General features: G+C 69.7%; 26 protein-coding genes. 7 read left to right on the plus strand and 19 right to left on the minus strand.

Annotated features, from left to right (window positions below; genetic code table 11):
• Window positions 1–48: 48 nt before the first annotated feature.
• Window positions 49–1,626, plus strand: coding sequence for a penicillin-binding transpeptidase domain-containing protein (locus tag AB0H84_RS27165; RefSeq protein ID WP_357609753.1), 1,578 nt, complete (start codon window positions 49–51; stop codon window positions 1,624–1,626).
• Between the two features lie 93 nt (window positions 1,627–1,719).
• Here AB0H84_RS27165 and AB0H84_RS27170 read toward each other — a convergent pair whose 3' ends face one another.
• From AB0H84_RS27170 to AB0H84_RS27190, 5 genes are all read right to left on the minus strand, one after another.
• Window positions 1,720–2,427, minus strand: coding sequence for a haloacid dehalogenase-like hydrolase (locus AB0H84_RS27170; RefSeq protein WP_357609755.1), 708 nt, complete (start codon window positions 2,425–2,427; stop codon window positions 1,720–1,722).
• A gap of 137 nt (window positions 2,428–2,564) precedes the next feature.
• Entirely contained in the window at window positions 2,565–3,191 is a 627-nt protein-coding gene (locus AB0H84_RS27175) for an HAD hydrolase-like protein (protein WP_357609758.1), read from the minus strand.
• Between the two features lie 88 nt (window positions 3,192–3,279).
• Window positions 3,280–3,723, minus strand: coding sequence for a DUF2690 domain-containing protein (locus tag AB0H84_RS27180; protein ID WP_357609761.1), 444 nt, complete (start codon window positions 3,721–3,723; stop codon window positions 3,280–3,282).
• Window positions 3,724–3,826: 103 nt separating this feature from the next.
• Window positions 3,827–4,333 (minus strand): hypothetical protein, encoded by a 507-nt coding sequence (locus AB0H84_RS27185; protein WP_357609764.1) that lies wholly within the window; start codon window positions 4,331–4,333, stop codon window positions 3,827–3,829.
• An 88-nt stretch (window positions 4,334–4,421) separates the two neighbouring features.
• On the minus strand, window positions 4,422–5,066 hold the full coding sequence (locus AB0H84_RS27190) for an HAD family phosphatase (RefSeq protein ID WP_357609767.1): 645 nt from the start codon (window positions 5,064–5,066) through the stop codon (window positions 4,422–4,424).
• 141 nt (window positions 5,067–5,207) lie between these two features.
• On the opposite strand from AB0H84_RS27190, the gene atpB reads away from it, so the two are divergent.
• On the plus strand, window positions 5,208–6,044 hold the full coding sequence (gene atpB, locus AB0H84_RS27195) for a F0F1 ATP synthase subunit A (RefSeq protein WP_357609770.1): 837 nt from the start codon (window positions 5,208–5,210) through the stop codon (window positions 6,042–6,044).
• Here atpB and nagZ read toward each other — a convergent pair.
• From nagZ to AB0H84_RS27225, 6 genes are all read right to left on the minus strand, one after another.
• A complete protein-coding gene (nagZ, locus tag AB0H84_RS27200; protein WP_357609773.1) occupies window positions 6,041–7,345 on the minus strand; it encodes a beta-N-acetylhexosaminidase in 1,305 nt (434 codons plus the stop codon). The genes atpB and nagZ overlap by 4 nt on opposite strands.
• Window positions 7,346–7,417: 72 nt before the next feature.
• Window positions 7,418–9,070 (minus strand): phosphoenolpyruvate--protein phosphotransferase, encoded by a 1,653-nt coding sequence (gene ptsP / locus AB0H84_RS27205; RefSeq protein ID WP_357609776.1) that lies wholly within the window; start codon window positions 9,068–9,070, stop codon window positions 7,418–7,420.
• A gap of 11 nt (window positions 9,071–9,081) precedes the next feature.
• A complete protein-coding gene (locus AB0H84_RS27210) occupies window positions 9,082–9,342 on the minus strand; it encodes an HPr family phosphocarrier protein (protein WP_344996593.1) in 261 nt (86 codons plus the stop codon).
• Window positions 9,343–9,425: 83 nt separating this feature from the next.
• Window positions 9,426–9,866 carry a PTS glucose transporter subunit IIA gene (locus AB0H84_RS27215; RefSeq protein WP_357609778.1) on the minus strand — a complete coding sequence of 147 codons (441 nt, stop codon included), beginning with the start codon at window positions 9,864–9,866 and terminating at the stop codon, window positions 9,426–9,428.
• 10 nt (window positions 9,867–9,876) lie between these two features.
• On the minus strand, window positions 9,877–10,113 hold the full coding sequence (locus AB0H84_RS27220; RefSeq protein ID WP_192790232.1) for a PTS glucose/sucrose transporter subunit IIB: 237 nt from the start codon (window positions 10,111–10,113) through the stop codon (window positions 9,877–9,879).
• A gap of 33 nt (window positions 10,114–10,146) precedes the next feature.
• Entirely contained in the window at window positions 10,147–11,181 is a 1,035-nt protein-coding gene (locus AB0H84_RS27225) for an SIS domain-containing protein (protein ID WP_357609781.1), read from the minus strand.
• Window positions 11,182–11,306: 125 nt separating this feature from the next.
• On the opposite strand from AB0H84_RS27225, the gene AB0H84_RS27230 reads away from it, so the two are divergent.
• From AB0H84_RS27230 to AB0H84_RS27240, 3 genes are all read left to right on the plus strand, one after another.
• Window positions 11,307–12,047, plus strand: coding sequence for a GntR family transcriptional regulator (locus tag AB0H84_RS27230; protein WP_357609784.1), 741 nt, complete (start codon window positions 11,307–11,309; stop codon window positions 12,045–12,047).
• A 28-nt stretch (window positions 12,048–12,075) separates the two neighbouring features.
• On the plus strand, window positions 12,076–13,389 hold the full coding sequence (locus AB0H84_RS27235; protein WP_357609787.1) for a PTS transporter subunit EIIC: 1,314 nt from the start codon (window positions 12,076–12,078) through the stop codon (window positions 13,387–13,389).
• Window positions 13,390–13,620: 231 nt separating this feature from the next.
• Window positions 13,621–14,058, plus strand: coding sequence for an Rv3235 family protein (locus AB0H84_RS27240; protein ID WP_357609790.1), 438 nt, complete (start codon window positions 13,621–13,623; stop codon window positions 14,056–14,058).
• A 44-nt stretch (window positions 14,059–14,102) separates the two neighbouring features.
• Here the strand turns inward: AB0H84_RS27240 and secA are convergent, their stop codons facing one another.
• A complete protein-coding gene (secA, locus tag AB0H84_RS27245; RefSeq protein WP_357609793.1) occupies window positions 14,103–16,892 on the minus strand; it encodes a preprotein translocase subunit SecA in 2,790 nt (929 codons plus the stop codon).
• Between the two features lie 223 nt (window positions 16,893–17,115).
• Between secA and AB0H84_RS27250 the strand changes: the two genes are divergently transcribed.
• Both AB0H84_RS27250 and AB0H84_RS27255 read left to right on the plus strand, forming a co-directional pair.
• Complete coding sequence (locus tag AB0H84_RS27250) at window positions 17,116–17,376, plus strand: HGxxPAAW family protein (RefSeq protein WP_357609796.1); 261 nt, start codon at window positions 17,116–17,118, stop codon at window positions 17,374–17,376.
• A gap of 181 nt (window positions 17,377–17,557) precedes the next feature.
• Window positions 17,558–18,748: a crosslink repair DNA glycosylase YcaQ family protein gene (locus AB0H84_RS27255; protein WP_357609799.1), complete on the plus strand. Its 1,191-nt coding sequence runs from the start codon at window positions 17,558–17,560 to the stop codon at window positions 18,746–18,748.
• A gap of 410 nt (window positions 18,749–19,158) precedes the next feature.
• On the opposite strand, the gene AB0H84_RS27260 is transcribed toward AB0H84_RS27255, so the two are convergent.
• From AB0H84_RS27260 to mtrB, 7 genes are all read right to left on the minus strand, one after another.
• Window positions 19,159–19,575 carry a VOC family protein gene (locus AB0H84_RS27260; RefSeq protein WP_357609802.1) on the minus strand — a complete coding sequence of 139 codons (417 nt, stop codon included), beginning with the start codon at window positions 19,573–19,575 and terminating at the stop codon, window positions 19,159–19,161.
• 10 nt (window positions 19,576–19,585) lie between these two features.
• Window positions 19,586–19,960, minus strand: coding sequence for a helix-turn-helix transcriptional regulator (locus AB0H84_RS27265; protein WP_357610157.1), 375 nt, complete (start codon window positions 19,958–19,960; stop codon window positions 19,586–19,588).
• Between the two features lie 116 nt (window positions 19,961–20,076).
• The gene (locus AB0H84_RS27270) at window positions 20,077–20,775 is read right to left on the minus strand and encodes a response regulator transcription factor (protein ID WP_357609805.1); all 699 of its coding nucleotides are present in this window, start codon (window positions 20,773–20,775) and stop codon (window positions 20,077–20,079) included.
• 171 nt (window positions 20,776–20,946) lie between these two features.
• Window positions 20,947–21,615: a ribosome-associated translation inhibitor RaiA gene (raiA, locus tag AB0H84_RS27275; protein WP_357609807.1), complete on the minus strand. Its 669-nt coding sequence runs from the start codon at window positions 21,613–21,615 to the stop codon at window positions 20,947–20,949.
• Between the two features lie 629 nt (window positions 21,616–22,244).
• Window positions 22,245–22,982: a ComF family protein gene (locus AB0H84_RS27280; RefSeq protein ID WP_357609810.1), complete on the minus strand. Its 738-nt coding sequence runs from the start codon at window positions 22,980–22,982 to the stop codon at window positions 22,245–22,247.
• A gap of 75 nt (window positions 22,983–23,057) precedes the next feature.
• Window positions 23,058–24,818, minus strand: a complete 1,761-nt coding sequence (locus AB0H84_RS27285) for an LpqB family beta-propeller domain-containing protein (RefSeq protein ID WP_357609813.1) — start codon at window positions 24,816–24,818, stop codon at window positions 23,058–23,060.
• The gene (gene mtrB, locus AB0H84_RS27290) at window positions 24,805–26,439 is read right to left on the minus strand and encodes an MtrAB system histidine kinase MtrB (RefSeq protein ID WP_357609816.1); all 1,635 of its coding nucleotides are present in this window, start codon (window positions 26,437–26,439) and stop codon (window positions 24,805–24,807) included. The genes AB0H84_RS27285 and mtrB overlap by 14 nt, the downstream gene beginning before the upstream one ends.
• Between the last annotated feature and the right edge of the window lie 12 nt (window positions 26,440–26,451).

The following is a 26,451-nucleotide window of genomic DNA, read 5'->3' on the forward strand; positions in this document are numbered from 1 at the left end:
CATATCAGTATTGGACACCCCTGCCGCCCCTCTGGTGTCCTCTGCGTCATGGCACCACAAAGGGGGACACTGTACGGGCGGCGGCGCCGCCGGTGGCCGTGGATCGTTCCGGCGCTCTTGGTCCCGGTCGTCGCGGCGGGAGGCGTCATCTGGGCGCTGCGCACGGAGGGCTCGCCGAAGGAGACGGCCGACAAGTACCTGGCGGCCTGGTCGGCCCAGGACTATGCGGGGATGCGCGCGCTGGTGGCCGAGCCGCCCGCCGACTTCGAGAGCTGGCACCGCCGCTTCCGTACCGACCTCAAGCTCACCGGGGCGCAGTTCTACGTCCCCAGGGCGACGGGGGTCTTCGCCTCCTACGGAGAGGAGATCTCGTTCGCGGCGAAGCTGACCGGCCAGGAGGACTGGGACTACAGCGGTCAGCTCAAGCTCGTCGAGCGCGACCGCGCCTGGAAGGTGGCCTGGACGCCGGCGACCATCCATCCGCTGCTCAGGAAGGGCCGCTCGCTGCGCGTCATCACCCAGGAGGGCGACCCGCTGCGGGTCCTGGCCGCCGACGGCACCCCGATCAACACCCCGTCCGCGCCGGGCTCGGTGCAGCAGCTCGTGGAGGGCATGAAGCAGACCTTCCCGGACCGCTTCAAGTCGTCGAACCGCTCCCGGATCGACCTCTACGAGGGGGACAAACCCATCCGGACGGTCGTCCCCGCGCCCGGATACCGCCCGATACAGACCACCGTCGACCTGAAGATCCACCAGGCAGGAGCCAAGGCCCTTGAGGGCGTCTCCCAGCCCGCCTCACTGGTGGCCCTCCGGGCCTCGACCGGCGAGATCCTCGCGGTGGTGAACAGGCCGGGAGGCTTCAACCGGGCGCTGCTCGGCAAGTACCCGCCCGGCTCGACGTTCAAGGTCGTGACCGCCTCCGCGCTGGTGGCGGACGGGGCCGAGCCGTCCCGCCAGGTCACGTGCCCCGCCGAGAAGAACATCGGCGGCTTCCCCTTCCACAACGCGAACTTCGAGGACTTCGGCACGCTGTCGTTCGAGGAGGCGTTCGCGCACTCGTGCAACACGACGTTCGGGCAGATGAGCGTGGAGCGGCTCAAGGGCGGGCGGCTGGCCGAGGTCGCCCGCAGCTTCGGCTTCGGCACCCCGATCACGCCCGGCGTCCCCGCGGTCCGGGCGGAGTTCCCCGACCCGAAGGACGACACGGATCTGGCCTCCGCCTCGATCGGCCAGGGCCGCGTCCTGGCGAGCCCGCTCAACATGGCCTCGGTCGCGGCCGCCATCGCCTCCGGCGCGTGGATCGCCCCCCACCTGGTGAAGGAGGAGCTGATCCCCGGGGCCCAGCCGGACAATCCGCGCCCGCTGGAGCCGGGCGTGGTCGCCGCCCTGCGCAAGCTCATGCCCGCCGTCGTCACCGAGGGCACCGCCCACGCGGTCCGCTTCCCGGAGGGCACGGCCGGCAAGACGGGCACGGCGGAGTACGGCTCGGGCAAGGAGCCGCCGACCCACTCGTGGTTCATCGGCTACCGGGGCGACCTGGCCTTCGCGGTCATCGCCGAGGGCGCCGGCCCGGGCGCCGCCGTGGCCGCCCCGGCCGCCGCCCGCTTCCTCAATGCCCTGTCCTGACCCACGTCGCAGCAGCGAGGCCGCGCGTCCACAGCGCCGTCCGGCACGGGCTGGGACGCGCCAGGAAGGGGGCGCCGGGACCGGGAGGGCGGTTCAGAGGACGGCGCGGCCGGCGGAGTCGGTGAGAGAGGCGACGGCGGCAACCACTTCGGAGGCGTTGGAGAGGTCGGGCAGCACCACGTCGGCGCCCGCGTCGCGCAGCTCGGCGGCCGTGGAGCGGCCGGAGGCGACCCCGATCATCGCGGCCCCGCCGATCTTGGCCGCCTGCACGTCGCGCGTGGAGTCGCCGATCACCACGGTGTTGGCCGCGGTGAACGGCGTGCCGAGGCGCTCCTTGGCGCGCGACTGCGCCACCTGCAGCAGCGTCGCCTTGGGGTAGACCTCCTCGCCGTATCCGCCCAGCGCGAAGTCGACGTGCTTGTCCAGCCCGAACGCCTTGAGCTTGTGGACGGCGTTGCTCTTGATGGTGCCGGTCAGCACCGTCTGGATCACGCCGTCGAGCCTGGACACCGCCTTCAGCGCGTCCTTCGCCCCCGGCATCATGCGCCCCTCCTTGGCCAGCCGCCCGCGCCGGTCGGCGAAGGCCACGGCGAGCGCCGACAGGAACTTGGGCAGGTGATCGTCCTCGGCCTGGACGCCGTTGACGGCGAGCGTCTCGAAGACGATCTCGGAGTCCGGGCGGCCCATCGGGGGCACGAGCTTGACCAGCGGTCGCCCGGTCACGAAGCGGAACGCCTCGGCGTAGGCGTCCCTGGTCACGATGGCGACGTCGACCAGCGTCAGGTCGACGTTCCAGAGCACAAGGCGGTTGATGGCAGCCTCCTGGGGGGTGACGCCGCATAGCGTACGACGTGCGCCGCCGCTCGAGTTCGGTCCTTGAGCTTAAGGCCAACGCCCGGCTCGGGTTCGGCGCCTGGGCAATTTGCGCATGGACCGCCCTACGCGTACTCGATCGCGGCGGAGAGGGTGTCGACCACGGGGAGGCCGGTGCTCTCCAGGTCGGCCCTGGTGGTCATCCCGCCCGTGTAGAGCACCGCCCTGGCCCCCACGTGCTTGGCGGCGAGCCCGTCGTCCACGCTGTCGCCGATCACCAGGATCTCGCGGGGGTCGACGCCGATGGACTCGATGTGCGCCACCATGTGCGCGGCCTTCTCGCCGCCCGTGGTGCCGAGCAGCCCGTCGATCCGGGTGAAGTGCCTGGTGATGCCGAACGACTCGACCTTGGGCACCAGATGGGCGTGCGGCGCCATCGAGCAGAGCGACTGGGTGCCCGTCCAGCCCGTCAGGACGAGCTCGGCGTCGGCGGCCAGCCCGCAGACCTCGCTCAGCCGGAAATAGTGCTCGTGGAACCCGTCGTCCAGCAGCTGCCACTCGCCCTCGGCCAGGGGACGGCCGAGCAGGCGCTCGTAGGCGACCCAGATGGGCCGGGTGTAGACGGCGCGGAAGCCGTCGGCGGTCAGGACAGGAAGCGCGTACGGCTTGAAGACTTCGTTGGTGGCTCCGACCACGGCGTCGATGTCGTGGAAGAGAGTGCCGTTCCAATCCCAGATGATGTGCGTCGTCATGTTGCGACAAGCTTAGACGGCACGTGTGACATCTCGATGAACGTCCAGCGCGGGGGCCGCGACCATCCGGCCACGGCCCCGCGACGAGCTACTTGCAGGCCTTGGTGGTGCTGCCGTTGCCGATCTGGCCGCCGCGGCCGCCGTTCCACCGCACGGAGGCCTTGCCGTAGGCGCACATGTTCTCCGCCCAGACCATGTTCCCCCAGTGCCTGCCCTTGTTGCCCGCCTTGAAGCTGAACGTGTCACTCCGGCCGTCGCCCGCGTAAACGCTGATGGTCCCGGTCGCGGTCGAGGACGTCCTGATCTCCACCCAGTTGGTCTTGCACTTGAAGGACCACCACAGCTTGATCGTCCCGACCGACTCGCGCCGCATCTTGATGTCGGCCGTCCGCACCACCTTGGCCGAGCTCCAGCAGCCCGACTTTGCCGGGTCCTGGTGGTCGTACGGCTTGGCCTGCGCGTTTGCGGGCGTGCCCGCCAGCAGGACCGCTGCCATGGCGCCCACCGCGGCGGCCGCGACACGAAGCTTCACTTGGACCGACTCCTTGCGTCTGACTGACAATGCCGCGTCGGGACCTTAGCGAGGCCGGGCTGCGGGCGCTCACGGAATGGTGATCCATGTGATCTCACTGTTATCAGCGCAGGAGGTCGGGGATCTCCTGCGTGGCGTACCACATGAGCTCGTGCGCCTCGGCCCCGTCCACGGTGAACCTCGCGTCGTCGTCGCCCGCGTCGGCGGCGGGCAGCGCGGCGACGGCGGCCTCGATGTCGGGGCCGGCCTCGTGGTCGTCGATGTGCACCGCGGCCACCTTGGCCAGCGGGATCGGGTCGGCGAGGCGCACTCTCGCCCGTTCCTCCAGATCGACCCCCGCGGAGACCGAGCGGTCGGGCACCTCCGCCGCGACCACCACCCGCCGCGGCGCGGCCTCGACGCCGTCGGCGCGGTCGGCGGCGAGCATCCGCAGCGAGGCGCGGGCCGCCTCGGTGAGCGCCACGTATTCGAGCTCCTCGGTGTCACCCGAGGCGTACCACTCGGTCAGCGCGGGGGTGACCGCGTAGCCGGTCAGCGGGGCCGGGCCCAACTCCCCCGCCTTGACCGCCGTGGCCAGGGCCGGGAGAGTGCACGGCAGATAGACGCGCATGACGAACCTTTCGTGCTTTCTGGCCGAGCTCCGCTCGGCGCGCCGAGGCGGAGGTCCTCGCTCCGTTCTCAGCCTTGCAAGGGCTCTATCATGCCCGTCGCAACGTGAGGCGGAGGAGGGTCTCGAGTTCCGCGATGGTCGAGTTCGCGTCGCTGTGGTGGATGCCGGCGATGCCGAGGGCGCGGGCGGCCAGGATGTTGGCCTCGATGTCGTCGATGAACACGCACTCCTCGCCGCCGAGCCCGATCTGTTCGAGCGCGTGGTGGAAGATGCGCGGCTCGGGCTTGCGCATCCCGACCTCGCCGGAGATCACCACCGCGTCGAAGAACTCGTCCCAGTCGTGGCGGGGATACTCATTCGACCAAGAGTTAGAGACCAAACACGTTTTGACACCATTTTTCCGTACGTCGCGGAGCATGTCGTACATTGCGTCAACTCGTTCGAATCCCGCGAACATCCGGGCCAGCAGCCCTTCGGCCACGGGCGGCACGCCGTCCACGGTGAGCAGCCTCGCGGCGAGGTCGCGCTCGAAAGCCGAGCCGTCGATCTCACCCCTCTCCAGCGCGTGGACAACGCTCTCGCCGTCACCGTGGTAGGCGTGGTCGATCATCTTCCGCATCACCTCGCGGTAGTGGTCGCCGTCGATCCTGTCAGCCGCGATCCAGCGCGCGATGGCGTCGGAGAGGCCGGTCGTCAGCACCCCTCCCCAGTCGATGAGCACACCCGTAAGCACGCTTCCAGCGTAGAACAGTCTCCGATGTCGCCTTTACACGACTCGGCGTTTGTTAATCGGCAAAACCCCACAAAAAGAATGTCCGAAATATCCGGTTAAGGTGATTCTCCAGCGATAGGTCGCTACCAAGAAAGGACCGCCGTGCGGACGACGATCCTGATCACCTCCAATGGCCTGACCGCCTCCAATGGCCTGACCGCCCCCCATCACGAGTGGACCGAGATCGCCCCGGGACTCGACCTCTTCCAATTCCCGCCGATCTTCCCCGGCGGCCCGGAATGGCTCACCAAACCCGTCCTCATCGCGCTGCTCAGCTCGGCCATCGCCATCGCCGTGTGCTGGGCCGCGTTCGCCAAGCCGAAGATCGTCCCACGCGGCTGGCAGAGCATCGGCGAGTACGCGTACGAGTTCGTGCGCGAGCAGATCGCCAAGCCCAACCTCGGCAAGGACTCCGACCGCTGGATGGGCTTCCTCTTCACGATCTTCCTGACCGTGCTCATCTGGAACCTGATGGGTGTCATCCCGCTCATCCAGTTCCCCGTGGCCGCCCACATCGCCTTCCCGCTGGTGCTGGCGGTCACCGTGTACGTCATCAAGATCTACCTCGGCGTCCGGCACCACGGCGTGCGCGGCTACCTGCGGGGCATCGTGCACCTGCCCGGCCTGCCGAGCTGGGCGTACGGGCTCTATGCCCCGATGATCCTGGCCGAGGTGTTCATCACGTCACTGTTCACCCACTTCATCCGGCTGTTCGCGAACATGTTCGCCGGCCACATCATCGTGGCCTTCTTCAGCTCGGTGGGCTTCTGGTTCCTGTTCGAGCGGCTCACCCCGCTGGGCGCGGGCCTCGGTGTCATCGGCGTGGCGATGACGATCGTGATGACCGCGCTGGAGGTCCTCATCCAGTTCCTGCAGGCGTTCCTGTTCGCCGTGCTGGCCGGCATGTTCATCGCCAGCGGGCTGCGCGGCTCGCACTAACGCGCGACAAGGGCGGCCAGCTTGCGGTGCTCCTTGGAGCGCAGCACGCGGGCCGCCTCATCCGCGTCGGCCACGGGAGCCTTGACCAGGAACCCCCTGTTCTGCTTGAGCGTGAGCAGCCGGGTGACCGACTGGTCGAGCCGCTGCTGCGAGATCCGGCCCGACTTCACCGCCGCGAGCACCGCCTGGTACGCCTTGGGCAGGTCGTTCGGCATGAGCAGCAGGTCGGCCCCGGCCAGGACGGCCCGCACCGCGATCTCCCCGTCGTCGTACTTCTTGCGCACGCCCTCCATGTTGAGCGCGTCGGTGGAGATCACCCCCTTGAAGCCGAGCTTCTGCCTGAGCAGGCCGGTCAGGATGGGCTTGGAGAGCGTGGCCGGGTCTCTCGACGGGTCGAGCTTGGGGAAGACGATGTGGGCGCTCATCACGGCATCCACGCCCGCGCCGATGGCGGCCTTGAACGGCGGCGCGTCGATCCGCTCCCATTGGGCCTTCGTGTGCTTGATCACGGGCAGCCCCGTGTGGCTGTCGACGTCGGTGTCGCCGTGGCCGGGGAAGTGCTTGGCGGTGGCGGCCACCTTCGACGCGCCGAAGCCCTTGACCGCCGCCGCCACCATCTTCGCCACCCGCGCCGGATCGTCGCCGTAGGCCCGGCGGCCGATGACCGGGTTGTTCGGATTGACGTTCACGTCGGCGACCGGGGCGAAGTCGAGGTTGACGCCGAGCGCGCGCAGCTCGTCACCGGTGGCCTTGGCCACGGCCATGGCCAGGTCGGGGTCCTTGGTCGCGCCGATCTCGGCGGCGCCGGGGAAGTCCGTCATGAGCGCGGACATCCTGGCCACCAGGCCGTTCTCCTGGTCGGTGCCGATCAGGAGCGGGACCTCCCTGGACGACTTCTGCAGGCCGTTGGTGAGGCCGACGACCTGGCCGACGCCCTTGATGTTGTGCGGGAAGAGGATCACGCCGCCGAGGTGGTATTTCGCGATCACCTTGGCCGGGGTGCCGGCGCCGTACCTGGCCTGGTTCTCGCCCGACACCGTGTCGGCCGCGGTGCCGTACAGGACGGGCATGAAGAGCTGGCCGACCTTCTCCTGGACGCTCATCTTCGACAGGGCGCGCCCGACGGCGCCCGCCTGGGCCTGGGGCGGGCTCTGGGGGGCCGTGGTCTGAGGGGCCGGGGTCTGCGCGGGTGGCGCGGCCTTGCCGCCTCCGGTGGGGGTCGCGCCCGCCGGGCCGCCCCCACCGCCGCAGGCGGTGAGAGCGAGCGTGAGAAGGCCTGCCGTGCCGATCCGTCGAAGCATGCCTCCAAAGGTATCCATCCGACGACCCGGTGGAGACCCTCCCTTTACCCTCCGCTTGAAGGGAGGGGCGGGCTACAGGCCGAGCCGGACGAGGCCCGGCAGGTGGGCGCGGGCCGCCGCACGCGCGTAGGCCGCCGTCGGCTGTGCCCGCGCGGCCTCGGCGGCGCGGCGGCACTGGTCCAACGTGTGCGCGGCCAGCACCGCGCGTACGGCGGGCAGCGCGGCGACCCCCATCGACAGCGTGGAGACCCCGAGCCCGACGAGCACGCAGGCCAGCGCCGGGTCGGCGGCCGACTCGCCGCAGACGCCGCACGGCTTGCCCGCGTCCGAGGCGGCGGTCGCGGTCATGGCCACCAGGTCGAGCAGCGCGGGCTGCCACGGGTCGTGCAGCGCGCTCACGGCGCCGACCTGGCGGTCTGCGGCGAAGGCGTACTGGGCGAGGTCGTTGGTCCCGATCGAGACGAAGTCCACCCGGACGAGCAGTTCGCGGGCCCTCAGCGCGGCCGACGGGATCTCGATCATCACGCCCACCTCCCTCAGGCCCCTGGCCCGGCACTCCTGCGCGAACCACCCGGCCTCCTCGGCCGTGGCCACCATCGGCGCCATGACCTGGAGCCCCGGGGACGCGACGGCCGCCAGCGCGCCGAGCTGGGCCTCCATGACCTCGGGGAACCGCCTGAACCTGCGCAGCCCGCGCTCCCCCAGCGCCGGGTTCGGCTCGCTGGGCGCGGGCAGGAAGGCCAGCGGCTTGTCGGCGCCGCCGTCCAGCGTCCGCACGACCACCTTGCCGCCGGGGAACGCCTCGAGCGCCGCCCGGTAGGCACGCCGCTGCTCCTCGGCGGAGGGCGGCTCGGCCCTGTCGAGGAAGAGGAACTCCGTCCGGTAGAGCCCGACACCCTCGGCGCCGGCACCGACGGCGTCGTCGAGTTCGGCAGGGCCGCCGATGTTCGCGAGCAGCGGAACCGCGTGCCCGTCGGCGGTCCTGCCGGGGCCCTTCGCCAGGGCGAACGCGGCCTGCCTGGCGGTGTCCGCCCCGAGCGCCTCGGCCACGTCGGACTCGGCCGGCTCCACGCGCACGTCTCCCGAGGTGCCGTCGGCCATCACCCGGACGCCCGGCGGGATGGCGGTCGCGCCGCCGCAGGCCACGACGGCGGGGACGCCCATCGCCCTGGCGATGATCGCCGTGTGGCTGGTGGGCCCGCCCTCCTCGGTGACGAACGCGGCGACGTCCTGATTGCGCAGCAGCGCCGTGTCGGCGGGCGCGAGGTCCCTGGCGACCAGCACGTACGGCTCCTTGGGCGAGATCGGGAGCCCCTGCATGGCGTGCCCGTAGAGGATCGCGATCACGCGGTCCCTGATGTCGTCGAGGTCGGCGGCCCGCTCGCCCAGGTAGCCGCCGGAGCCGGCCAGCACGGCCTGGTACTTCGTGAAGGCCTCGAAGACGGCCCTGGGGGCGGCCAGGCCGCGGTCGATCAGCGTTCGCACCTTCACGACCAGCCCGGGGTCCTCGGCCATCAGCGCCTGGGCCTTGAGTATCTCCTCGGCCTCGCCGCCCGCACGGTTGCCACGGGCCTCCAGTTCGCCCGCGACCTGCGTGAGCGCGACCATCGCGCGCTCCTTCTCCTGCTCGGCCTCGCCGGTGTAGGTGGCGCCCTCGGGGGGTTCGGGCACGGAGGCGGTGAGCACGTAAGCGGGGCCGTGCCCGATGCCCGGGCTGACCCCCACCCCCCGCAGGTTCATGGCGTGCCGGCGATCTCGGCCAGCTCGTCGAGGACCTCTTCCGAGCCCTCGCCCTCCGCGCTGATCACGACGGTCTCACCCTGCCTGACGTCGAGCGCCATGATCGCGAGGATGCTCTTGCCGTTGACCTTCTCCCCGCCGTGGGACTTCGTCACCGTGATGTCCATGGGGGCCTTCTTGGCCCGCTGGACGAACGTCGCGGCGGGCCGGGCGTGCAGCCCTACCTCCGCGGCCACGGTGACCTTGCGCTCAGCCATTACTCCTCCTTCTGTGCCGGTCCGGACCAGCCGGACCTTCCATGTGATAGCGCCCGTTCATTGTGACGCCTCGGCCGCCGTGGCTAGTCCCATCGGAAAAGCTCGTCTCCCACATGCACTGCCCCCTCAGCGACTCCGCTCACGAAGTCGGCGTCGAGTGCCACGACCGGGCAGACGGGAGAGCGCCCGCCCGCCTCGATGAGCGCGGGGTCCCAGGCCACGACGGGCTGCCCCGCGATCACCCTGTCCCCCTCGGCGGCCAGGAGCTGGAACCCCTCGCCTCTGAGCTGGACGGTGTCGATCCCCAGGTGCACCAGCACGCCCTTGCCGTCGTCTCCGACGATCACGTACGCGTGCGGATGCAGTTTCATGATTTTTCCCGCGATGGGGGCCACGGCCTTCCCCGGCCCCCTGAGCGGATCGATCGCCGCTCCCGGCCCGACGAGCCCCGCGGAGAACACCGGATCGGGCACAGCGGCCAGCCGCACGGCCTCCCCCTCGACGGGGGCGAGAACAGTCGTCATGATCTCGCCCTTAGCCGATGATGTCCTCGATGTCGCTGGCGATGGTGTCCGCCTCCGGCCCCACGACGACCTGGACCACGTTTCCCGCGGCCATCACGCCGTGCGCGCCCGCCGCCTTGAGCGCGGCCTGGTCGACCTTGGACGCGTCATGCACCTCCGTACGCAACCGGGTGATGCAGGGCTCGATCTCGATGATGTTGTCGGCGCCGCCGAGCCCGGCGATGATCGCGTTCGCATCCGCCGCCATCCGGCCCTCCCTAGCTCTCGTGCCCAGGCTATTTCAGTCGGTCTGAGTGACCTTGTTCAGCCCACGCGGAGCGTCGGGGTCGATGCCGAGCCGGCGGGCCAGCGCCTCGGTGAGCAGCTGCCCCGGCACGATCAGCCCCATCGGCGCCACCCATTCGGGCAGGTCCGGGCCGTTCAGCGCGGCCGTGCCCGCCCGTGCCAGCGCCTCGCCGCCCCCGATCGTGTACGCCGCCGCGCCCGCGGCGACCACCCGCTCGGCCAGCGCGACCGTCCCGGGCAGCGTCGGGCTGTTCTGGGCGGCGACCAGCAGCGCCGGGGTGTCGGCGTCGACCACGGCGATGGGGCCGTGCAGCAGGTCGGCGTAGGACAGGCCCATGGCGTGCAGGTAGCACGCCTCCTTGAGCTTCAGCGCCGTCTCCAGGGCCGTCGAGAAGGCCAGCCCGCGCCCGGACACGACGACGCCCGGCTTGTCGGACAGCCCCTCGACCACGGCGTCCAGATCGCCCGGCTCGGCGATCAGCTTCTCCACCGCCTCGGGCACCCGCCGCAGGTCGTCCGGGTCCACGTCGGCGCCCAGCCCCAACGCGAGCACGGCCAGCGCGGCGAGCTGCGTCGTGTACGTCTTGGTCGCCGGGACGGCCTTCTCCTCCCCTGCGACCGTGCACAGAGCCACGTCGGCGGCCTGCGCGAGGGGGCTCTGCTCGCCGCCGTTCGTGATGCCGACGGTGGTGGCCCCGCACTCCTTGGCCCAGGCCAGCGTCTCGACGATCTCCTCCGTGCGTCCCGACTGCGAGATCGCGACGGCCAGCACCCCGTCCAGGTCGAGCCGGCGCTTGTACGTGGTCGCGATCGAGGGCGCCGCCAGCGCGGCCAGGCGGCCCGCGTGCGACTCGACCAGGTATCGCCCGTACACTGCTGCGTTGTCGGAAGTACCCCTTGCGATGAACAGCAACTGGCGACTCTGCTCGGCCACCGCCCTCACCTCGCCGACCCTCGGCAGCAGGGCGTCCAGCGTGGCCCGCAGCGCGGCCGGCTGCTCGGCGATCTCGCTGCGCATCTTCGTGGTCATCTCGGACTCTTTCCTTGATCGGCTGAGGTGCGGACTTGACCGTCTTTTGCGACATGTGGTCTAGTCCGGACTAGACCAGTACGAACCATAGCTCATTGCGCAGGTCACGATCGAGGGGAGGATCCGTGGCGCACATCGATCCGGACAGCCCGGTGCCCAAGTACTTCCAGCTGCGCGAGATCCTGCTGGACCTCATCGACAGCGACGAGCTCACCATCGGGGCGGCCATCCCGTCCGAGCGGGAGCTCTGCCAGCGCTTCGGCCTGTCCAGGATGACCGTGCGGCAGGCCGTCGACCACCTCGTGTCCGAGGGCCGCCTGCATCGCGTGCCCGGCAAGGGCACGTTCGTCGCTCGGCCCAAGATCGAGCTGGCGCTGCAGCTGACGTCGTTCACCGACGACATGCGGGCACGGGGCATGATCCCGGGCTCGCGCGACCTCGACCGCCGGATCGTGCGGGCCAGCGCCCACCTGGCCAAGGAGCTGGGGATCCAGCCCGGCGAGGAGGTGCACTTCATCGAGCGGCTGCGGACGGCCGACGGGGAGCCGCTCTCCATCGAACGGGCTCACATCCCGGTCAAGCTCGCGCCCGACCTGGGTTCCCTCGATCTGTCCGACAAATCGCTGTACGAGCTGCTGGAGCGCCGCTACGGCCTGGTCATGGACGCCGGTGAGCTCACCATCGACGGCGGCATCGCCGACCCGAGCGACGCCGACCTGCTGAAGCTGCCGCGCGGCGGGGCCGTACTGTTGCTGCAACGCAGGTCGTTCGCCGGAGGGGTCTGTGCGGAGCTGGGCGTGTCCACCTACCGCGCCGACCGCTACCAGCTACGCACCATCCTGGAAATGCCCGTAAGACGGGGCTGAGGCCTCACCCGGCTCGGAGGAACGCCCGGTGAACGAGACCACCGCCGCCCGGCCTTCGCCGTTCGCTCGCGTGATGTCCGTACTCCAGCGGCTGGGCCGCTCCCTCATGCTGCCCATCGCCGCCCTGCCCGCGGCCGCCCTGCTGCTGCGCTTCGGCCAGCCCGACATGCTGGGCTCCAACGGCGCCGAGCCGGGGGGCCTGGCGGACGTGGCCGGGTTCCACTGGATGAACCAGGTGGCCGAGGTGCTGGCCGCGGCCGGCGCGGCGCTGCTCGAGAACCTGCCGCTGCTGTTCGCCGTGGGCGTGGCGATCGGCTTCGCCCGCAAGTCCGACGGCTCCACCGCGCTCGCCGCCGTGGTGGGTTACCTGGTCTTCGACCGGGTGAGCAAGGTGATGTTCTTCGGCTCGGACATCAGGGACACCGTGCTCATCAAGGAGGTCCAGGCCCAGGGCGTCAAGGAGGTCATCGACTACGGCATGCAGAACCCGACCAAGGTCCTCGGCGGCATCGTCATGGGCCTGGTCACCGCGCTGCTCTGGCAGCGCTTCCACCGCATCAAGCTGCCGTCCTGGCTGGCGTTCTTCGGCGGGCGCAGATTCGTACCGATCATCACCTCCATCGTGGCGCTGGTCATCGGCGTGCTCTTCGGCTGGCTCTGGCCGGTGATCGGCGAGTGGATCCGCCACGCGGGCGAGGCCCTGACCTCGATCGGCCCGATAGGGACCGGGATCTACGGCCTGGTCAACCGCCTGCTGATCCCGCTGGGCCTGCACCACTTCGTCAACTCGGTCGTCTGGTACGTGGTGCCGCAGTGCGAGGTCGGCGGCCGCGTGCTGGGCGGCGACTGGAACTGCTACTTCGGCGGCGCCCCGCACTCCGGCCAGTTCATGGCCGGCTTCTTCCCGATCATGATGTTCGCCCTGCCCGCCGCCGCCCTGGCCATGTGGCGCGCGGCCCCGCCGCACCGCCGGGCCACGGTGGGCGGCATCATGCTGTCGGCCGCCCTGGCGTCGTTCGTCACGGGGATCACCGAGCCCATCGAGTTCGCCTTCATCTTCGTGGCGCCCCTGCTGCTGGTGGTGCACGCCGTGCTGACCGGCCTGGCCATGGCCCTGACCACGTTGATCGGCGGCCAGCTGGGGTTCGGCTTCTCGGCGGGCCTGCTGGACATGCTCCTGAACGCCAGCAAGTCGAATACCGCGAACCTGCCCGGAATACTGATATTGGGTGCCGTTTACGGCGTCGTGTACTACGTGGTCTTCACGTTCCTCATCCGCAAGCTCAACATCATGACCCCTGGCCGCGAACCCGAGCCGGACGTCGATTCGGGCGAAACCTAACCGTCGCAGAGCCAGTCCAGAATGGTTGCGGACAGCCCTCTGAGCTGTTTCGGGCGCGGCCGTGGCCTCCCGCTTTCCCCATCGGGGAATCCAACTTCCAGCGCCCTCCCCCGCCAAACCCGGACGAACTTCATCGACGCTCGAAGAAGTTGGCGGCATTCGTATTCCTCAGCCGGACCGAAAACTCCTTAAAAGCGTTTGTTTCAGCGCCCAAGAGAGTTTGGAGGATGCGTGTCACCCGCCCCCCGCGTCGGCATCACCCCCGCCCCCGAGCCCGCGTACGACGAGGACCAGCCGCCCGGGACTCCCCGGATCAACGGGGCCCTGGCTCTGGACCCGCTGGTCTGGGGACCGCCAGGGGCCATCCCCGACGAGCGCGGGCTGCGCCACCTGGGGCAGGCCCTGGCCGAGGTCCTGGCAGGCCGGCGTCCTCCGCAGAGCGTGGCCGGCAAGCTGACGGACCGCGCCTATAGGGAGCTGGTCCAGGCGGGGCAGATGATCCGGACGGCTCGGCCGCCGTTCGCGGGAAGCGTGCACGTGACGGAGCCCCGCGACGGCGTGGTGGAGATGTGCCTGCTCGTCCATTGCGGGGAGCGCAACCACGTACTCGCCGTACGCCTCGAACGGAGAGGCGTGCGATGGCTCTGCACGGACTTCGAGACGGCCTAGGAAAAGAAGAGACCCCCACCGAGGTGGGGGTCTCAGAAGAGCTGTCAGGCGGCGTTCTTGGGGTCCCCGTGGCAGCGCTTGTACTTCTTGCCGGAGCCGCACGGGCAGGGCGCGTTACGCTCCACGTTGCCGTAGGCCGCCCGCTCCGCCGGAGTGGTGCGGACCTTGACGTGCTCGACGTCGCCCTGCTCGCCGGGCGCCGAGTATTCGAGCTCGGCCGGCCGCTCGGGGCCGCGCAGCCCGCGCGCGATGATCTGGCGGGTCTCCGCGATGGCCGCGTCCTCTTCCTCGACGATCGGGTTCTCCTGCACCTCCACCTCGAGGTTGAACAGGAACCCGACGGAGTCCTCCTTGATGCCCTCGAGCATCGCGGCGAACATCTCGAAGCCCTCGCGCTGGTACTCGATCTGCGGGTCCTTCTGCGCGTAGGCCCGCATGCCGATGCCCTCGCGCAGGTAGTCCATCTCGTAGAGGTGCTCGCGCCACTTCCGGTCGAGGACCGAGAGGATCACGCGGCGCTCCAGGTCGCGCATGGTCTCGGGGCCGAACTCCTCCTCGCGCCTGTCGTACGCCGCGAGCGCGTCGGCCTTGACCTTCTCGGTGATGAACTCGGCGGTCAGCTCCTCGCGGGAGCCGGCCTCCTCGACGAGGTCGTCGATCCTGATCGAGATCGGGTAGAGCTCGCCGAACGCCTTCCACAGCTTGTCGAGGTCCCACTCCTCGGCGAAGCCCTCGGAGGTCGCGCCCTGCACGTAGCCCTCGATCACGTTGCCGATGAAGCCGCGCACCTGCTCGTGCAGGTCGGCGCCCTCCAGCACGCGGTGGCGCTCGGCGTAGATGACCTTGCGCTGGCGGTTCATCACCTCGTCGTACTTCAGAACTTCCTTGCGGATCTCGAAGTTCTGCTGCTCGACCTGGTGCTGGGCGGAGGCGATGGCCTTGGAGACGATGTTGGACTCGATCGGCTGGTCGTCGGGGATGTTGAGCCTGGTCATGATCATCTCGACCCTGGCCGAGTTGAACAGGCGCATGAGGTCATCGCCCAGCGACAGGTAGAACCGCGACTCGCCGGGGTCGCCCTGGCGGCCGGAGCGGCCACGCAGCTGGTTGTCGATGCGGCGCGACTCGTGGCGCTCGGTGCCGAGGACGTAGAGGCCGCCGAGCGCGGTGACCTCCTCGTGCTCGGCCTTGACCGCCGCCCTGGCCTTCTCCAGCGCCTCGGGGTAGGCCTTCTCGTACTCCTCCGGCGTCTCGACCGGGTCGAGGCCGCGCTGGCGCAGCTCGAGGTCGGCGCGGAACTCCGAGTTGCCGCCGAGCATGATGTCGGTGCCTCGACCGGCCATGTTGGTGGCCACCGTGACGGCGCCCTTGCGCCCGGCCTCGGCGATGATCGACGCCTCACGCGCGTGGTTCTTGGCGTTGAGCACCTCGTGCGGCACGCCGCGGCGCTTAAGCGCCTTGGACAGCCGCTCGGACTTCTCCACCGAGGTGGTGCCGACGAGAACCGGCTGCCCGGCCTCGTAGCGCTGCTTGATGTCGTCGACCACCGCGTTGAACTTGGCGTCCTCGTTCTTGTAGACCACGTCCGCCTGGTCCTTGCGGATCATCGGCCGGTTGGTCGGGATGGGGACGACGCCCAGCTTGTAGGTCTGGTGGAACTCGTTGGCCTCGGTGGAGGCCGTACCGGTCATGCCGGCGAGCTTCTCGTACAGGCGGAAGTAGTTCTGGAGGGTGACCGTGGCGAGAGTCTGGTTCTCGTCCTTGATCTTCACACCCTCTTTGGCCTCGATGGCCTGGTGCATGCCCTCGTTGTAGCGGCGCCCGTGGAGGATGCGGCCGGTGAACTCGTCGACGATCAGCACCTCGCCGTCGGCGACGATGTAGTCCTTGTCCTTCTTGAACAGCTCTTTCGCCTTGAGCGCGTTGTTCAGGAAGCCGACCAGGTGGGTGTGCTCGGGCTTGTAGAGGTTGTCGATGCCGAGCCAGTCCTCGACCTTCTCGACGCCGGACTCCAGGATGCCGACCGTGCGCTTCTTCTCGTCGACGATGTAGTCGCCGGTGCTCTCCTCGCCCGGGTTCTTCGCCTCGACGCCCCTGCGCAGCCGCGGCGCGATCTTGGCGAACTCCTGGTACCACTTGCCCGACTGCTCGCCGGGACCGGAGATGATCAGCGGCGTGCGGGCCTCGTCGATCAGGATCGAGTCGACCTCGTCGACGATCGCGAAGTTGTGGCCGCGCTGCACGCACTCCTCCAGCGACCAGGCCATGTTGTCGCGGAGGTAGTCGAAACCGAACTCGTTGTTGGTGCCGTAGGTGATGTCGGCCTCGTACTGCTTGCGCCGCTCGTCCGGCTGCTGACCGGCGATGATGCAGCCGACCTCGAGGCCGAGGAACCGGTGGACGCGACCCATGGTCTCGGCGTCGCGCTTGGCAAGGTAGTCGTTGACCGTGACGACGTGGACGCCCTTGCCGGAGATCGCGTTGAGGTACGCCGGCAGCGTACAGGTCAGCGTCTTGCCCTCACCGGTCTTCATCTCCGAGATGTTGCCGAGGTGCAGGTTGGCGCCGCCCATGATCTGCACGTCGTACGGCCGCTGGCCGAGCACGCGGCGGGCCGCCTCGCGCACGGTCGCGAACGCTTCGGGAAGCAGATCATCGAGGCTTTCGCCGTCGGCATGGCGCTGCTTGAATTCGGCCGTCAGCGCACGCAACTCCGCGTCGGACAGGCTCGTGAAGTCGTCCTCGATGGAGTTGACCTGGTCTGCGATCCGCTTGAGCTTGCGCAGGGTCTTGCCTTCGCCGGCACGTAGGATCTTGTCGAGAATGGCACTCACTTTATGTAAAGCTCCTCGCAGGTCTACCCCGGCGGCGTCGCCAGGAGGAGAGGCCGAGACAAACTTCCCCGTTGCCATCGTAGGCGGTTCCGCAACCAGACACAGCCACCGTGCCGACGAGGGCGCATGACCTGTCTGGGAGAATGGGGCAAGGCAGAGGGTATGCCGGTTGAGAGCCGGCTCGCACCAATAAGCGCGATAACCGGCAAAGGAAGGATTAGGCATGGTTGAGGGGACGAAGTCGGAGCAGACGGAGAATCTCGGCAGTCACGGCGGTCGTGCGTCATCGTGGCTGGCGGTGACCGTGATGATCGTGGGCACCGTGGTGGCCGGCTTCGGTCTGACGGCCAACAACTGGATGCTCGTCTGGGTCGGCGCCGGCGTGTTCGTGGTGGGTGGCATCCTGGCCCTCGTCTTCAACATCTTCACCGATGTCGTGATCGACGCGCCGCGCGTGGGCATGCGCGCCGAAGATCACCGCTGACGCAGGCGCCGCGGAGCGGGCACCCGCCCCAACGGGTGCCCCGCCGGCCTCCCTGATCCCGGGCGTGTCTCGCTTCGCCGGCACGTGATACGGGCCCCTGGAAGCGAGGCACCCGCGACGCCGTTTCTGTCGGTCGTCGCCATTACATTGCTCGCATGCAACGTCGTACGGAATTTCCCCCATGACCGGTGTCACCGAGCTCACCCCCGACGAGGCACGCCGGATCGTCCTCCGTGCGCAGGGCCTGATCGGCGCCGACGCCCGCAAGGGCGGCACGCACGCCATGCTGCGCAGGCTGGGCGCCGTGCAGCTCGACACGATCTCGGTCCTGGCCCGCTCCCACGAGCTGGTCGCGTACGCCCGCCTGGGCGCGGTGGGCAGGCCCAAGATCGAGCGGGCCTACTGGCACAACCCCGCCCAGAGCTTCGAGTACTGGTGCCACGCCGCCTGCATCCTGCCCATCGAGCACTGGCCGCTCTATGCCTTCAGGCGCCGGGCCTACCTCAAGCGGCGCTACCGCTGGCACGAGGTCCCCGAGGGCGTCGACAAGCTCCTCGCGCAGGTCCGCGAGCAGGGCCCGCTCACGACCTCCGACGTCGGCGGCGCCAAGAACGGCGGCCCGTGGTGGGACTGGTCCGACTCCAAGATCGGGCTGGAGTGGCTGCTCGACATCGGCGAGCTGGTCTGCAGCCGCCGCGTCGGCTGGCGGCGCGTCTACGACCTGGCCGAGCGCGTGGTCCCGGCCGACCTGCTGGCCGAGGACCTCTCCGACGAGGAGTGCATCAGGCGCCTGGCCGCCGTGGCGGGCCGCTCGCTGGGCGTGGCCAACCGGACCGACCTGCTCGACTTCCTCCGCCTCAGGGGCGAGCACGCGGCCATCCTCGACGAGCTCCTGCTCAGCGGCGCCGCGGGCCTGGTGCCCGTGACGGTCACGGGTTGGCCGGGCAAGAAGGGCGCCCCCAACGCCTGGGCGGACCCGGCGGCCCTGGAGTCCGAGCCGCGCGGCCGGCACCGCACGACGCTGCTGTCGCCGTTCGACTCCCTCATCTGGCACCGCGGCCGCACCGAACGCGTCTTCGGCTTCCAGTACACGCTCGAGCTGTACGTCCCCAAGCACAAGCGCGTCCACGGCTACTTCACGATGCCGGTGCTCGCCGGCGGCCGCCTGATCGGCCGCGTCGACCCGGCCCGCGAGGGCACCACCCTGGTCATCAGGCAGCTCCACCTGGAGCCGGGCCTCTCGGCCGCCAAGTGGGCCGACGCCTTGAGCGAGGCTCTGTGGTCGGCCGCCGAGTGGGTGGGGTGCGAGGCCGTACGCGTCGAACGGGCCGACCCGCCGGAGATCGTCCCCCTCCTGACCGCGCCCCGCTGATCCGCTCCTCGGGATCGGCCACTCCGCGCACCCCCGTGGCGCGACCGGGGAGGACCAGCACCCGGCCGCACCCCCCGTGGCGCGACCGGGGCAGGACCAGCACCCGGCCGTGGCCCACGACCTGGTGCAGCAAGCCCGCCGATACCGAGCGCAGCGGCCCGGCCGCGCGGGTCGCTGTGGAGATGCCGAGCAGGCCGGCCGCGGCCAGGACCGTGGCCAGTCTGCCTACGCTGAGCGCTAAGGCCGACTCCACAACACGCGCACGCTGAGCGCTACGGCCGGCCCGTCAGCCGGAAGCGTGGCCATGCGGGTGGAAGCGGCGACACCGGCCACCGAGCCCACGATCCCGCCGCTACGAGCTCGGGTGTGTGTGGGGCTTCAGGTGGCCCGCAGGGTGGCGGCCAAGCCGCTCACCGCTTGCGGGGCTGGTTGAAGCGGAGCATGTTGCCGGAGGGATCCCGGAAGGCGCAGTCGCGCACGCCGTACGGCTGGTCGATCGGCTCCTGCAGCACCTCGCCGCCGGCGGCGCTGATGCGCTCGAAGGTGGCGTCGCAGTCCTCGGTCTCGAAGATGAGACCCCGCAGCAGGCCCTTGGCCAGGAGCTCGGCCATGGCCTCCTTGTCGGCGGGCGAGGCGTTCGGGTCCGCGAGAGGCGGTTCGAGGACGATGTTCACATCGGGCTGCGACGGCGGGCCGACGGTCACCCAGCGCATCCCCTCGAACCCGACGTCGTTGCGTACCTCAAGGCCGAGAACGTCCCGGTAGAAGGCGATCGCCTTGTCGTGGTCGTCGACGGCGATGAAGCAGGTGGAGAGCTTGAGGTCCATGCACGTCACGCTACCGGCGAGGGGTGGTCCGCGCTTCTCCGTTCCGCACCGGCCGCGTGTAGATCTTCGCGATGCAGGCCGGGATGGCGGCGCCCTCGTCATGGGGGCGGGCCCGGTACGAGCTCGGGGTCTCGCCGACCAGCTCGGTGAAGCGCGAGCTGAACGAGCCCAGCGAGGTACAGCCGACCTCGAAGCAGACCTCCGTCACCGTCAGGTCACCCCGCCGCAGCAGCGCCTTGGCCCGCTCGATCCGGCGTGTCATCAGATAGCTGTACGGCGTCTCGCCGAAGGCGGCGCGGAAGCTGCGGGAGAAGTGGCCCGGCGACATGAAGGCGACGCGCGCCAGCGCCGGAACGTCGAGCGGCTCGGCGTAGTCGCGGTCCATCAGGTCACGGGCCCGGCGCAACCGTACGAGATCCTCCAACGACGTCACCCCACCAGCATCCCACAGCACCCGGGCCTGGGCTGCTGGGAGCGCCGGGCGGAGCCGGGCGCGCCCCGCTAGGTGATCTCCAGCATGCGCTCCCGCACGGCGTACACCACTGCCTCCATCCGCGAGTGCAGCTGCAGCTTGTCGAGGATGTTGCGCACGTGGTTCTTCACCGTGTTCTCGGAGATGAACAGCTGCTTGGCGATCTCGCGGTTGTTCATCCCCTTGGCCACCAGCCGCAGGACCTCCATCTCGCGGTCGGTCAGCCGGGGCACGGGGAGCTGGGGCGGGCGCTCGGCCTCCTTGCGGCTCATGTTCGCGAACTCGCTGATGAGCTTGGCCGCCATCGCCGGGTTGATTAACGACTGGCCCTCGTGCACGCCGCGCACGGCGGCCGGCACGTCGTTGATCTGGACGTCCTTGAGCAGGTAGCCGGTGGCTCCCGCCTTGATGGCCTCGAAAAGATCTTCTTCCTCGTCGCTCACCGTCAGCATGATGATGCGGGTGCTCGGGACGGAGGCCTTGATGCCCTTCGTGGCCTCGATCCCGTCCTGCCGCGGCATGCGCACGTCCATGAGGGCGACGTCAGGCATGAGGCGATCGGCCAGCTCGACCGCCTCCTGCCCGTCGCTCGCCTCACCGACCACCTCGATGTCTGGCTCAGCGGCCAGCGCGAGCGCCAGGCTCCGCCGGATCAGCTCGTGATCGTCAACGATCAGCACGCGGATCGGCTCGCTCGATGACGGGCGAGCCTCGCCGGACTCGGTCACGAGGCCTCCTTGAGGTGCCTCGCGACTGCCTTTCCCTCGCTTCGCTCGCTCACCTGAACCTGACTGAGCTCGCTCACGTCTCCTCCTCGTCGGGGGGCCAGAGCCGTTGAACCGCCATGATGGCACGTGGCCGCGGTTCTCGGGTGGTCGAGAAGATCTTTTAGCGCGCGATCAGGGCTCTACGAGCCGCAACACGCCGTAGTTATAACCGCGTCTGGCGTAGACGACACACGGCTGGCCGCTCTCCTTGTCACGGAACAGGTAGAAATCGTGTCCGACCAGTTCCATCTCGAGGAGGGCCTGGTCGATGGTCATGGGTTCCGCCTTGTGGAACTTCTCCCGTACGACGAGGGGCCCTTCGCCGTCCATCTCTATCGGGACGATGTCGTCGTATCGCTGGTCGCTCCGCGCCAGCTCGTCCTCGTCGGGCTCGGCCTGCTCCTTGGGGACGGTGGGCTCCGTCCGGGGCGCCAGGTCGGCGACGTCGGGGAGCGTCGCGGTGATCTCCGCCACCGAGGGCGGGCAGTGGTTGCCGTGATGGACCTTGCGCCGGTCGGCCAGTCTCCTGAGGCGGCCTTCCAGCTTGTCGAGAGCCATGTCGAGGGCTGTGAACCGGTCGTCGGCCGAGGCTTCGGCGCGAATGGCCGGTCCTCGGGAGTGAATCGTGAGCTCGACGCGCTCGCGCTGATCGGCGAGACGCGGATTGCGTTCCTTCGACACCTCCACATCCACTCGGATGAGTTTGTTGTCCAGACGTTCGATCCTGGCCAGCTTGGTCGTCACCTGGTCTCGGAACCGATCACTCACTCCTGTGTGCCGGCCCTTGACGATGATGTCCATGCAACAGCCCCCCTTTCGGTCTAACGACTGAGCAAGAGCGTCCGACGACGTGCGTGTCGGACGAGGTCTGCTGTCTGCCCTTCTCTCACCGTTACCCTCTTCCGACTCTGAGTCCTCGGGAACTCTGGCGGCACCCGCCCGGCCGACCTGGTCTTCGTCCCCACATTCGCCTGCTGAGGGTCTCGCAGCTCTGTCGCCACTACTGCCCTTCTCTTCTGGCGAGGGACATCTGGACCCTCGGGAAGGCAGGACTTACCCCTAAGCCGCACCGTGATCGGTCGACAAAGAGTCGCCTTACGTGGACCGTTTTGCCTGCGGCTGGCATCGGCTAGCAGAGCCGGGATCACCGGCCCTGCGCAACCACGGACCCGAACGGGTGCCATGTCAGAACGCTATCCGTATCCAGGCCGAATGTCAGCCGGAGGATCGGCCAAAGGATCACTTACCGTGACTTTCCCGGGGTATATGGAGGACCCAAAATGCCCTATTTAACCGATCGGCAACCCCGATGTGGGCTGGCTTCGAGCCCGTTGAGCAGCCGCACCACGGTCCTGAGGGAAGTGACATGTGACCTCCAGGTGAGGGTCAGGATTTGGATCTTTCTTTACACAGCGTGACTGTAATCCTTTTCAAGATCTTCGGCGTGTCGCGGCCACGGTCACCGCCAGCGGCACCCGTACCCCGGCCGCCCGCAGCGCCCTCGCGGCCTCGGCGAGGGTCGCGCCGGTCGTGACGATGTCGTCCAGAAGCAGCGCACAGGCCGCTGGAGGGCCTTTCGCGAGCTCCGGCACCTGGAGTGACCCGGCGAGATTGGAGCTCCTCTCAGCGGAGCTCAGGCCCGCCTGATCGGCGACCCGCCTCGCCTGGCCGAGGGCCGCCCAGGTCTCGGCCCGCAGGCCGAACGCCCGCAGCTGCCCCGTGACCAGCACCGCCAACCGCCCTACCGGGTCGTGCCCCCGATGTCGCCGCGTCCGCCGCCCGCTGGGCACGGGCACCACCGCGAACGTCCGGTCCGCCCAGGACGCCCCGGTGCCGCCGGCCGCCCGCACGACGGTGAACGCCGCCGCCTCCGCCAGCACCCCCGCCAACGCCACCGCGCCCCGCTCCTTGTACGCCACGATCGCCCTGCGCACCGCGCCTTCGTACGGGGCCGCCGACCAGCAGTCGGGCAGGCCGCGCGGCACGGGCTCGGGCAGCCGCCGCGCCGGGGCGCCGATGAGCTCGGCCAGGCACCCCGGGCAGCACCGCGCCCCTCTGGCGCCGCAGCCGGCGCAGGTCTGGGGCAGGACGAGATCGAGTACGACGCTCAGCACGCGCACCAGGATGCCGCCCGCGACCGACAGTTCCGCGCCGCCGCCGCCACGCACCACCCGGTCCCCGATCAGGCACGGGAGGGGACCTGCGGCGCCAGTGGGCGTGGCGCTGGCGCGCGGGGAAGTGCGTCAGCCGAGCGGGAAGAGGGGGGAGCCGGCGCCGGACTCGATCTTGACGGTCCAGGTCTGCCGGTCCTGGTTGAGCTCATAGATCTGGCCCTTGTCGGCCTCTGCCAGCACGCGATCGTCCAGCGCCGCCACCGACGTCACCCGATCGTTCACGTCGTTCAGCGGCACCCCGACGACCTCCCCGTCCCCCACGTTGATCTCGTTGAGGGTCTGCCCGGCCTTGCTCTCCACCAGCACGAGCAGGTGCTCGTCATCGCTCCAGGCGACGTCGAGGATCTTGTTGCCGGCCGTGGTGGTGGTCAGCAGCTGGAAATTCCCCAGCATCGGCCCCGCCGCCTCGCCGGTCAGCGCGCCGATCTGGACGGTGTTCTCGCCCGTCATCACCGCCACCCGCACGCCGTCCCTGGCGATCCTGAGCCGGGTGACGTCCAGGCCGGCCAGCTTGGGGGCGGCCACCCGCTCGGGGGCTTTCCCGCTGGACGGGTCGTACCGCAGCAGGACGGCGTTCTCCTGGTCATAGGTCCACAGAGATCCGTCCCGGTGCCACGTCGGCAGGGTCAGCTTCGCGCCCTGGATGACCTCCTGCCAGCGCCCCTGCGCCGTCAGCCCCGCCACCGAGATGCCGGTCGAGGTCTTGGCGGCGATCCGCGTGCCGTCCTTGGACAGGGCGAAGCCCGAATAGCCCTCGCGCGGCTCCCCCGCCGGGCCGGGCACGGCGGCCGAGGGCCCGTCCTTGCCCATGTAGTGGACGGCGCCCTTGCTGACGTAGTAGGCGGTGTCGCTGCTGTCGTCCAGCCACTGGTCGTCGGAGTTGGGCGCGTCGATGGAGTACGGCTCCCCGTCCACCTGGATCTCGATGACGCGGCCCTTGGCGATCTCGTTCTTGTTGAGGCTGTACCTGATCTGGGCCTTCAGCAGGGCCTCGGTGCTCGGGTCCAGGGTGTCGATGGGGCCGGAGAGGTTGATCACCACGCGCTCGTCCGACCTGATCGACAGGATCTTGGTGCCGGGCGGGAAGCTCGTCGTCACCGCTCCCTGCAGGGCCGCCGTCGGGTTCTTGAGCAGGCGCTGCAGGATGGCGTGCGCGTAGGTCTCCGTCGGCCTCAGCCGCAGGCGCACCCGGTCGACGACCAGCCTGTCGCGGGTGCTGCCGTTCAGGTAGTAGAGGTTCGTGGCCCGGTACGCGCGCGCCACGTCGGCGTGGGTGAGCAGCAGCCCGTTCGGCAGGCTCTTGACGCGGTAGCCGCCCCCTTGGACCTGCACGAGCTCGAACGTGCCCTCCCAGGGGCCGCCCGTGGGGACGTACGAGTCGTCCTCCTTGATTCCCGCCACCCACCGGCCCTTGAGCGTGACCTTCTGCGCCTGCCCCGGCTCCTCGCGCGCCGTCGTCGGCGGCACAACCTCGAAGTCGTCCTCGATCACCGTGACCGGGCCCGAGGCGTTCCACTTGGCCCGCGCCTCGGGCGTCAGGTATTGGGGCAGGACGGTCGGGTCGTCGGCGTAGGCCGCCATGGCGGCCTGCAGGCCCCTGACGGTCTGCTCGAGGCCCCAGGTCCGCTGGGGCAGGATGGCGATCATCCGCTGGAACGGCTTGCTCAGCGGATCGTTGCTGCCGGTCTCGTTGACGGTGAGCGGCCCGGTCACGGGGATCACGGTGCAGCCGGAGCCCGCCAGCGCCATGGCCGCCACGATCGCGAACACCGTGGCCAGCCGCCAGGCCCTCCCCCGTCGCGCCGCGGCGAGCCGTCTAGTCCTCGTCATGGCCGGTCCCGTCCGCGGACGCCGGCAGCAGCACCGGAGTCATGGCCGTGCGCCACGTACGGCGCATCTCGATCTCCGGCGGCACCAGCGACAGCGGCGAGCCCTTCAGGTCGGCCCCGGCGGTCCTGGGCAGCGTCAGCCGGAACTGCGAGCCCTCCCCCGGCTGCCCCCACGCCTGCAGCCAGCCGCCGTGCAGCGTGGCGTCCTCGCGCGAGATGGCCAGCCCCAGCCCGGTGCCGCCGATCGTGCGCGCCCGCGACGGGTCGGCCCGCCAGAACCGGTCGAACACCATCGTGTCCTCGCCGGACTTCAGCCCGATCCCGTGGTCGCGTACGGCGACCGCGACCGCGTCCCTGTCGGCGCCCACCGTCACCACGATGTCCCTGCCCTCGCCGTGCTCGATGGCGTTGAACAGCAGGTTGCGCAGGATGCGCTCGACCCTGCGGTTGTCGATCTCGGCCATGCACGGCTCGTTCGGCAGCCGGAGCTCGAAGCGGGTCGAGTGCCGCTCGGCCAGCGCCTCGGAGTCGGCGATCGCCCGCAGCACCACGTCGCGCACGTCCACGGAGTCGAGGTCGAGCGTGGCGGCGCCGGCGTCGTAGCGGCTGATCTCCAGCAGGTCGGCCAGCATCGACTCGAACCGTTCGAGCTGGGCCTGCATGAGCTCCGCCGAGCGGGCGGCCATCGGGTCGAAGTCCTCGCGGGCGTCGTAGAGCAGGTCGGCGGCCATGCGCACGGTCGTCAGCGGCGTGCGCAGCTCGTGGGAGACGTCGGAGACGAACTGCCGCTGGACCTGCGAGAGCTCCTCCAGCTGGTGGATCTTCAAGGCCAGGTTCGCGGCCATCTCGTTGAACGAGTTCGCCAGGCGGGCCAGGTCGTCCTCGCCGCGTACCTTGAGCCGCTCGTCCAGCTTGCCGGAGGCGAGGCGCTCCGCGGCCTGGCGCGCCAGCCGTACGGGGGTGACGACCTGCCGGGCGACCAGGTACGCGATGGCGGCGAGCAGCAGCACGAGCCCGAGGCCCACCACGACGATGGCGAGCCGGACGTTGGACAGCAGCTCCTCCTCGTCCGTGAACGGGAAGAAGTGGTAGACCTCGTAGTTCTCGGCGGTGGACGGCACGTGCACGACGCCGCCGACCACGTACGTGAGCCGGGGCTGGCTCTCACCGGCGAACCTGATCTGCTCGATCGACCCGACGGCCTTGCCGTACTCGGCGTTCTGCACCTTGCGCTGCAGGCTCAGCGGCACGTTCAGCGGCACGACGCCCCCGGACGCCCGCGACTGGCCAGGGGAGGTCTGGTTGAGGATCAGCACGTCGTAGCGCTTCTTGGAGCCGTTCTCGCCCGACCCGGTGACGATGTCCATGACGTCGTCGAGCGGGTTGGTCGCGCCCTTCTTGCCGCTGTCGGCGGGCTTGGCCTGGTCGTCGGCCTCAGGGGTGAGCGCGTCGGCGATCTGCAGGCGGTCGGCGGACGCCTCGCTGGCGGAGGAGCGCTGGCTGCTCTGCACGACCGACCTGTTGATCTGCTCGGACAGGAACGTGCCCAGCACGACCACCACGATCACGGAGATCACCAGCGTGCTGGTGACCACCTGGAGCTGGAGCGAGCGCCGCCACACGCTCCGTGTCCT

Origin of the sequence: Nonomuraea sp. NPDC050786 (assembly GCF_040654115.1) — a bacterium.
GTDB lineage: Bacteria > Actinomycetota > Actinomycetes > Streptosporangiales > Streptosporangiaceae > Nonomuraea.

Excerpts from the sequence above, each read along its gene's own strand:
- AB0H84_RS27165 (WP_357609753.1), top strand. The coding sequence starts at position 49 with ATGGCACCACAAAGGGGGACACTGTACGGGCGGCGGCGCCGCCGGTGG.
- AB0H84_RS27175 (WP_357609758.1), bottom strand. The coding sequence starts at position 3,191 with ATGACGACGCACATCATCTGGGATTGGAACGGCACTCTCTTCCACGAC.
- AB0H84_RS27185 (WP_357609764.1), bottom strand. The coding sequence starts at position 4,333 with ATGCGCGTCTATCTGCCGTGCACTCTCCCGGCCCTGGCCACGGCGGTC.
- nagZ (WP_357609773.1), bottom strand. The coding sequence starts at position 7,345 with ATGCTTCGACGGATCGGCACGGCAGGCCTTCTCACGCTCGCTCTCACC.
- AB0H84_RS27210 (WP_344996593.1), bottom strand. The coding sequence starts at position 9,342 with ATGGCTGAGCGCAAGGTCACCGTGGCCGCGGAGGTAGGGCTGCACGCC.
- AB0H84_RS27215 (WP_357609778.1), bottom strand. The coding sequence starts at position 9,866 with ATGACGACTGTTCTCGCCCCCGTCGAGGGGGAGGCCGTGCGGCTGGCC.
- AB0H84_RS27220 (WP_192790232.1), bottom strand. The coding sequence starts at position 10,113 with ATGGCGGCGGATGCGAACGCGATCATCGCCGGGCTCGGCGGCGCCGAC.
- AB0H84_RS27225 (WP_357609781.1), bottom strand. The coding sequence starts at position 11,181 with ATGACCACGAAGATGCGCAGCGAGATCGCCGAGCAGCCGGCCGCGCTG.
- AB0H84_RS27250 (WP_357609796.1), top strand. The coding sequence starts at position 17,116 with ATGGTTGAGGGGACGAAGTCGGAGCAGACGGAGAATCTCGGCAGTCAC.
- AB0H84_RS27255 (WP_357609799.1), top strand. The coding sequence starts at position 17,558 with ATGACCGGTGTCACCGAGCTCACCCCCGACGAGGCACGCCGGATCGTC.
- AB0H84_RS27260 (WP_357609802.1), bottom strand. The coding sequence starts at position 19,575 with ATGGACCTCAAGCTCTCCACCTGCTTCATCGCCGTCGACGACCACGAC.
- AB0H84_RS27265 (WP_357610157.1), bottom strand. The coding sequence starts at position 19,960 with ATGGACCGCGACTACGCCGAGCCGCTCGACGTTCCGGCGCTGGCGCGC.
- raiA (WP_357609807.1), bottom strand. The coding sequence starts at position 21,615 with ATGGACATCATCGTCAAGGGCCGGCACACAGGAGTGAGTGATCGGTTC.
- AB0H84_RS27285 (WP_357609813.1), bottom strand. The coding sequence starts at position 24,818 with ATGACGAGGACTAGACGGCTCGCCGCGGCGCGACGGGGGAGGGCCTGG.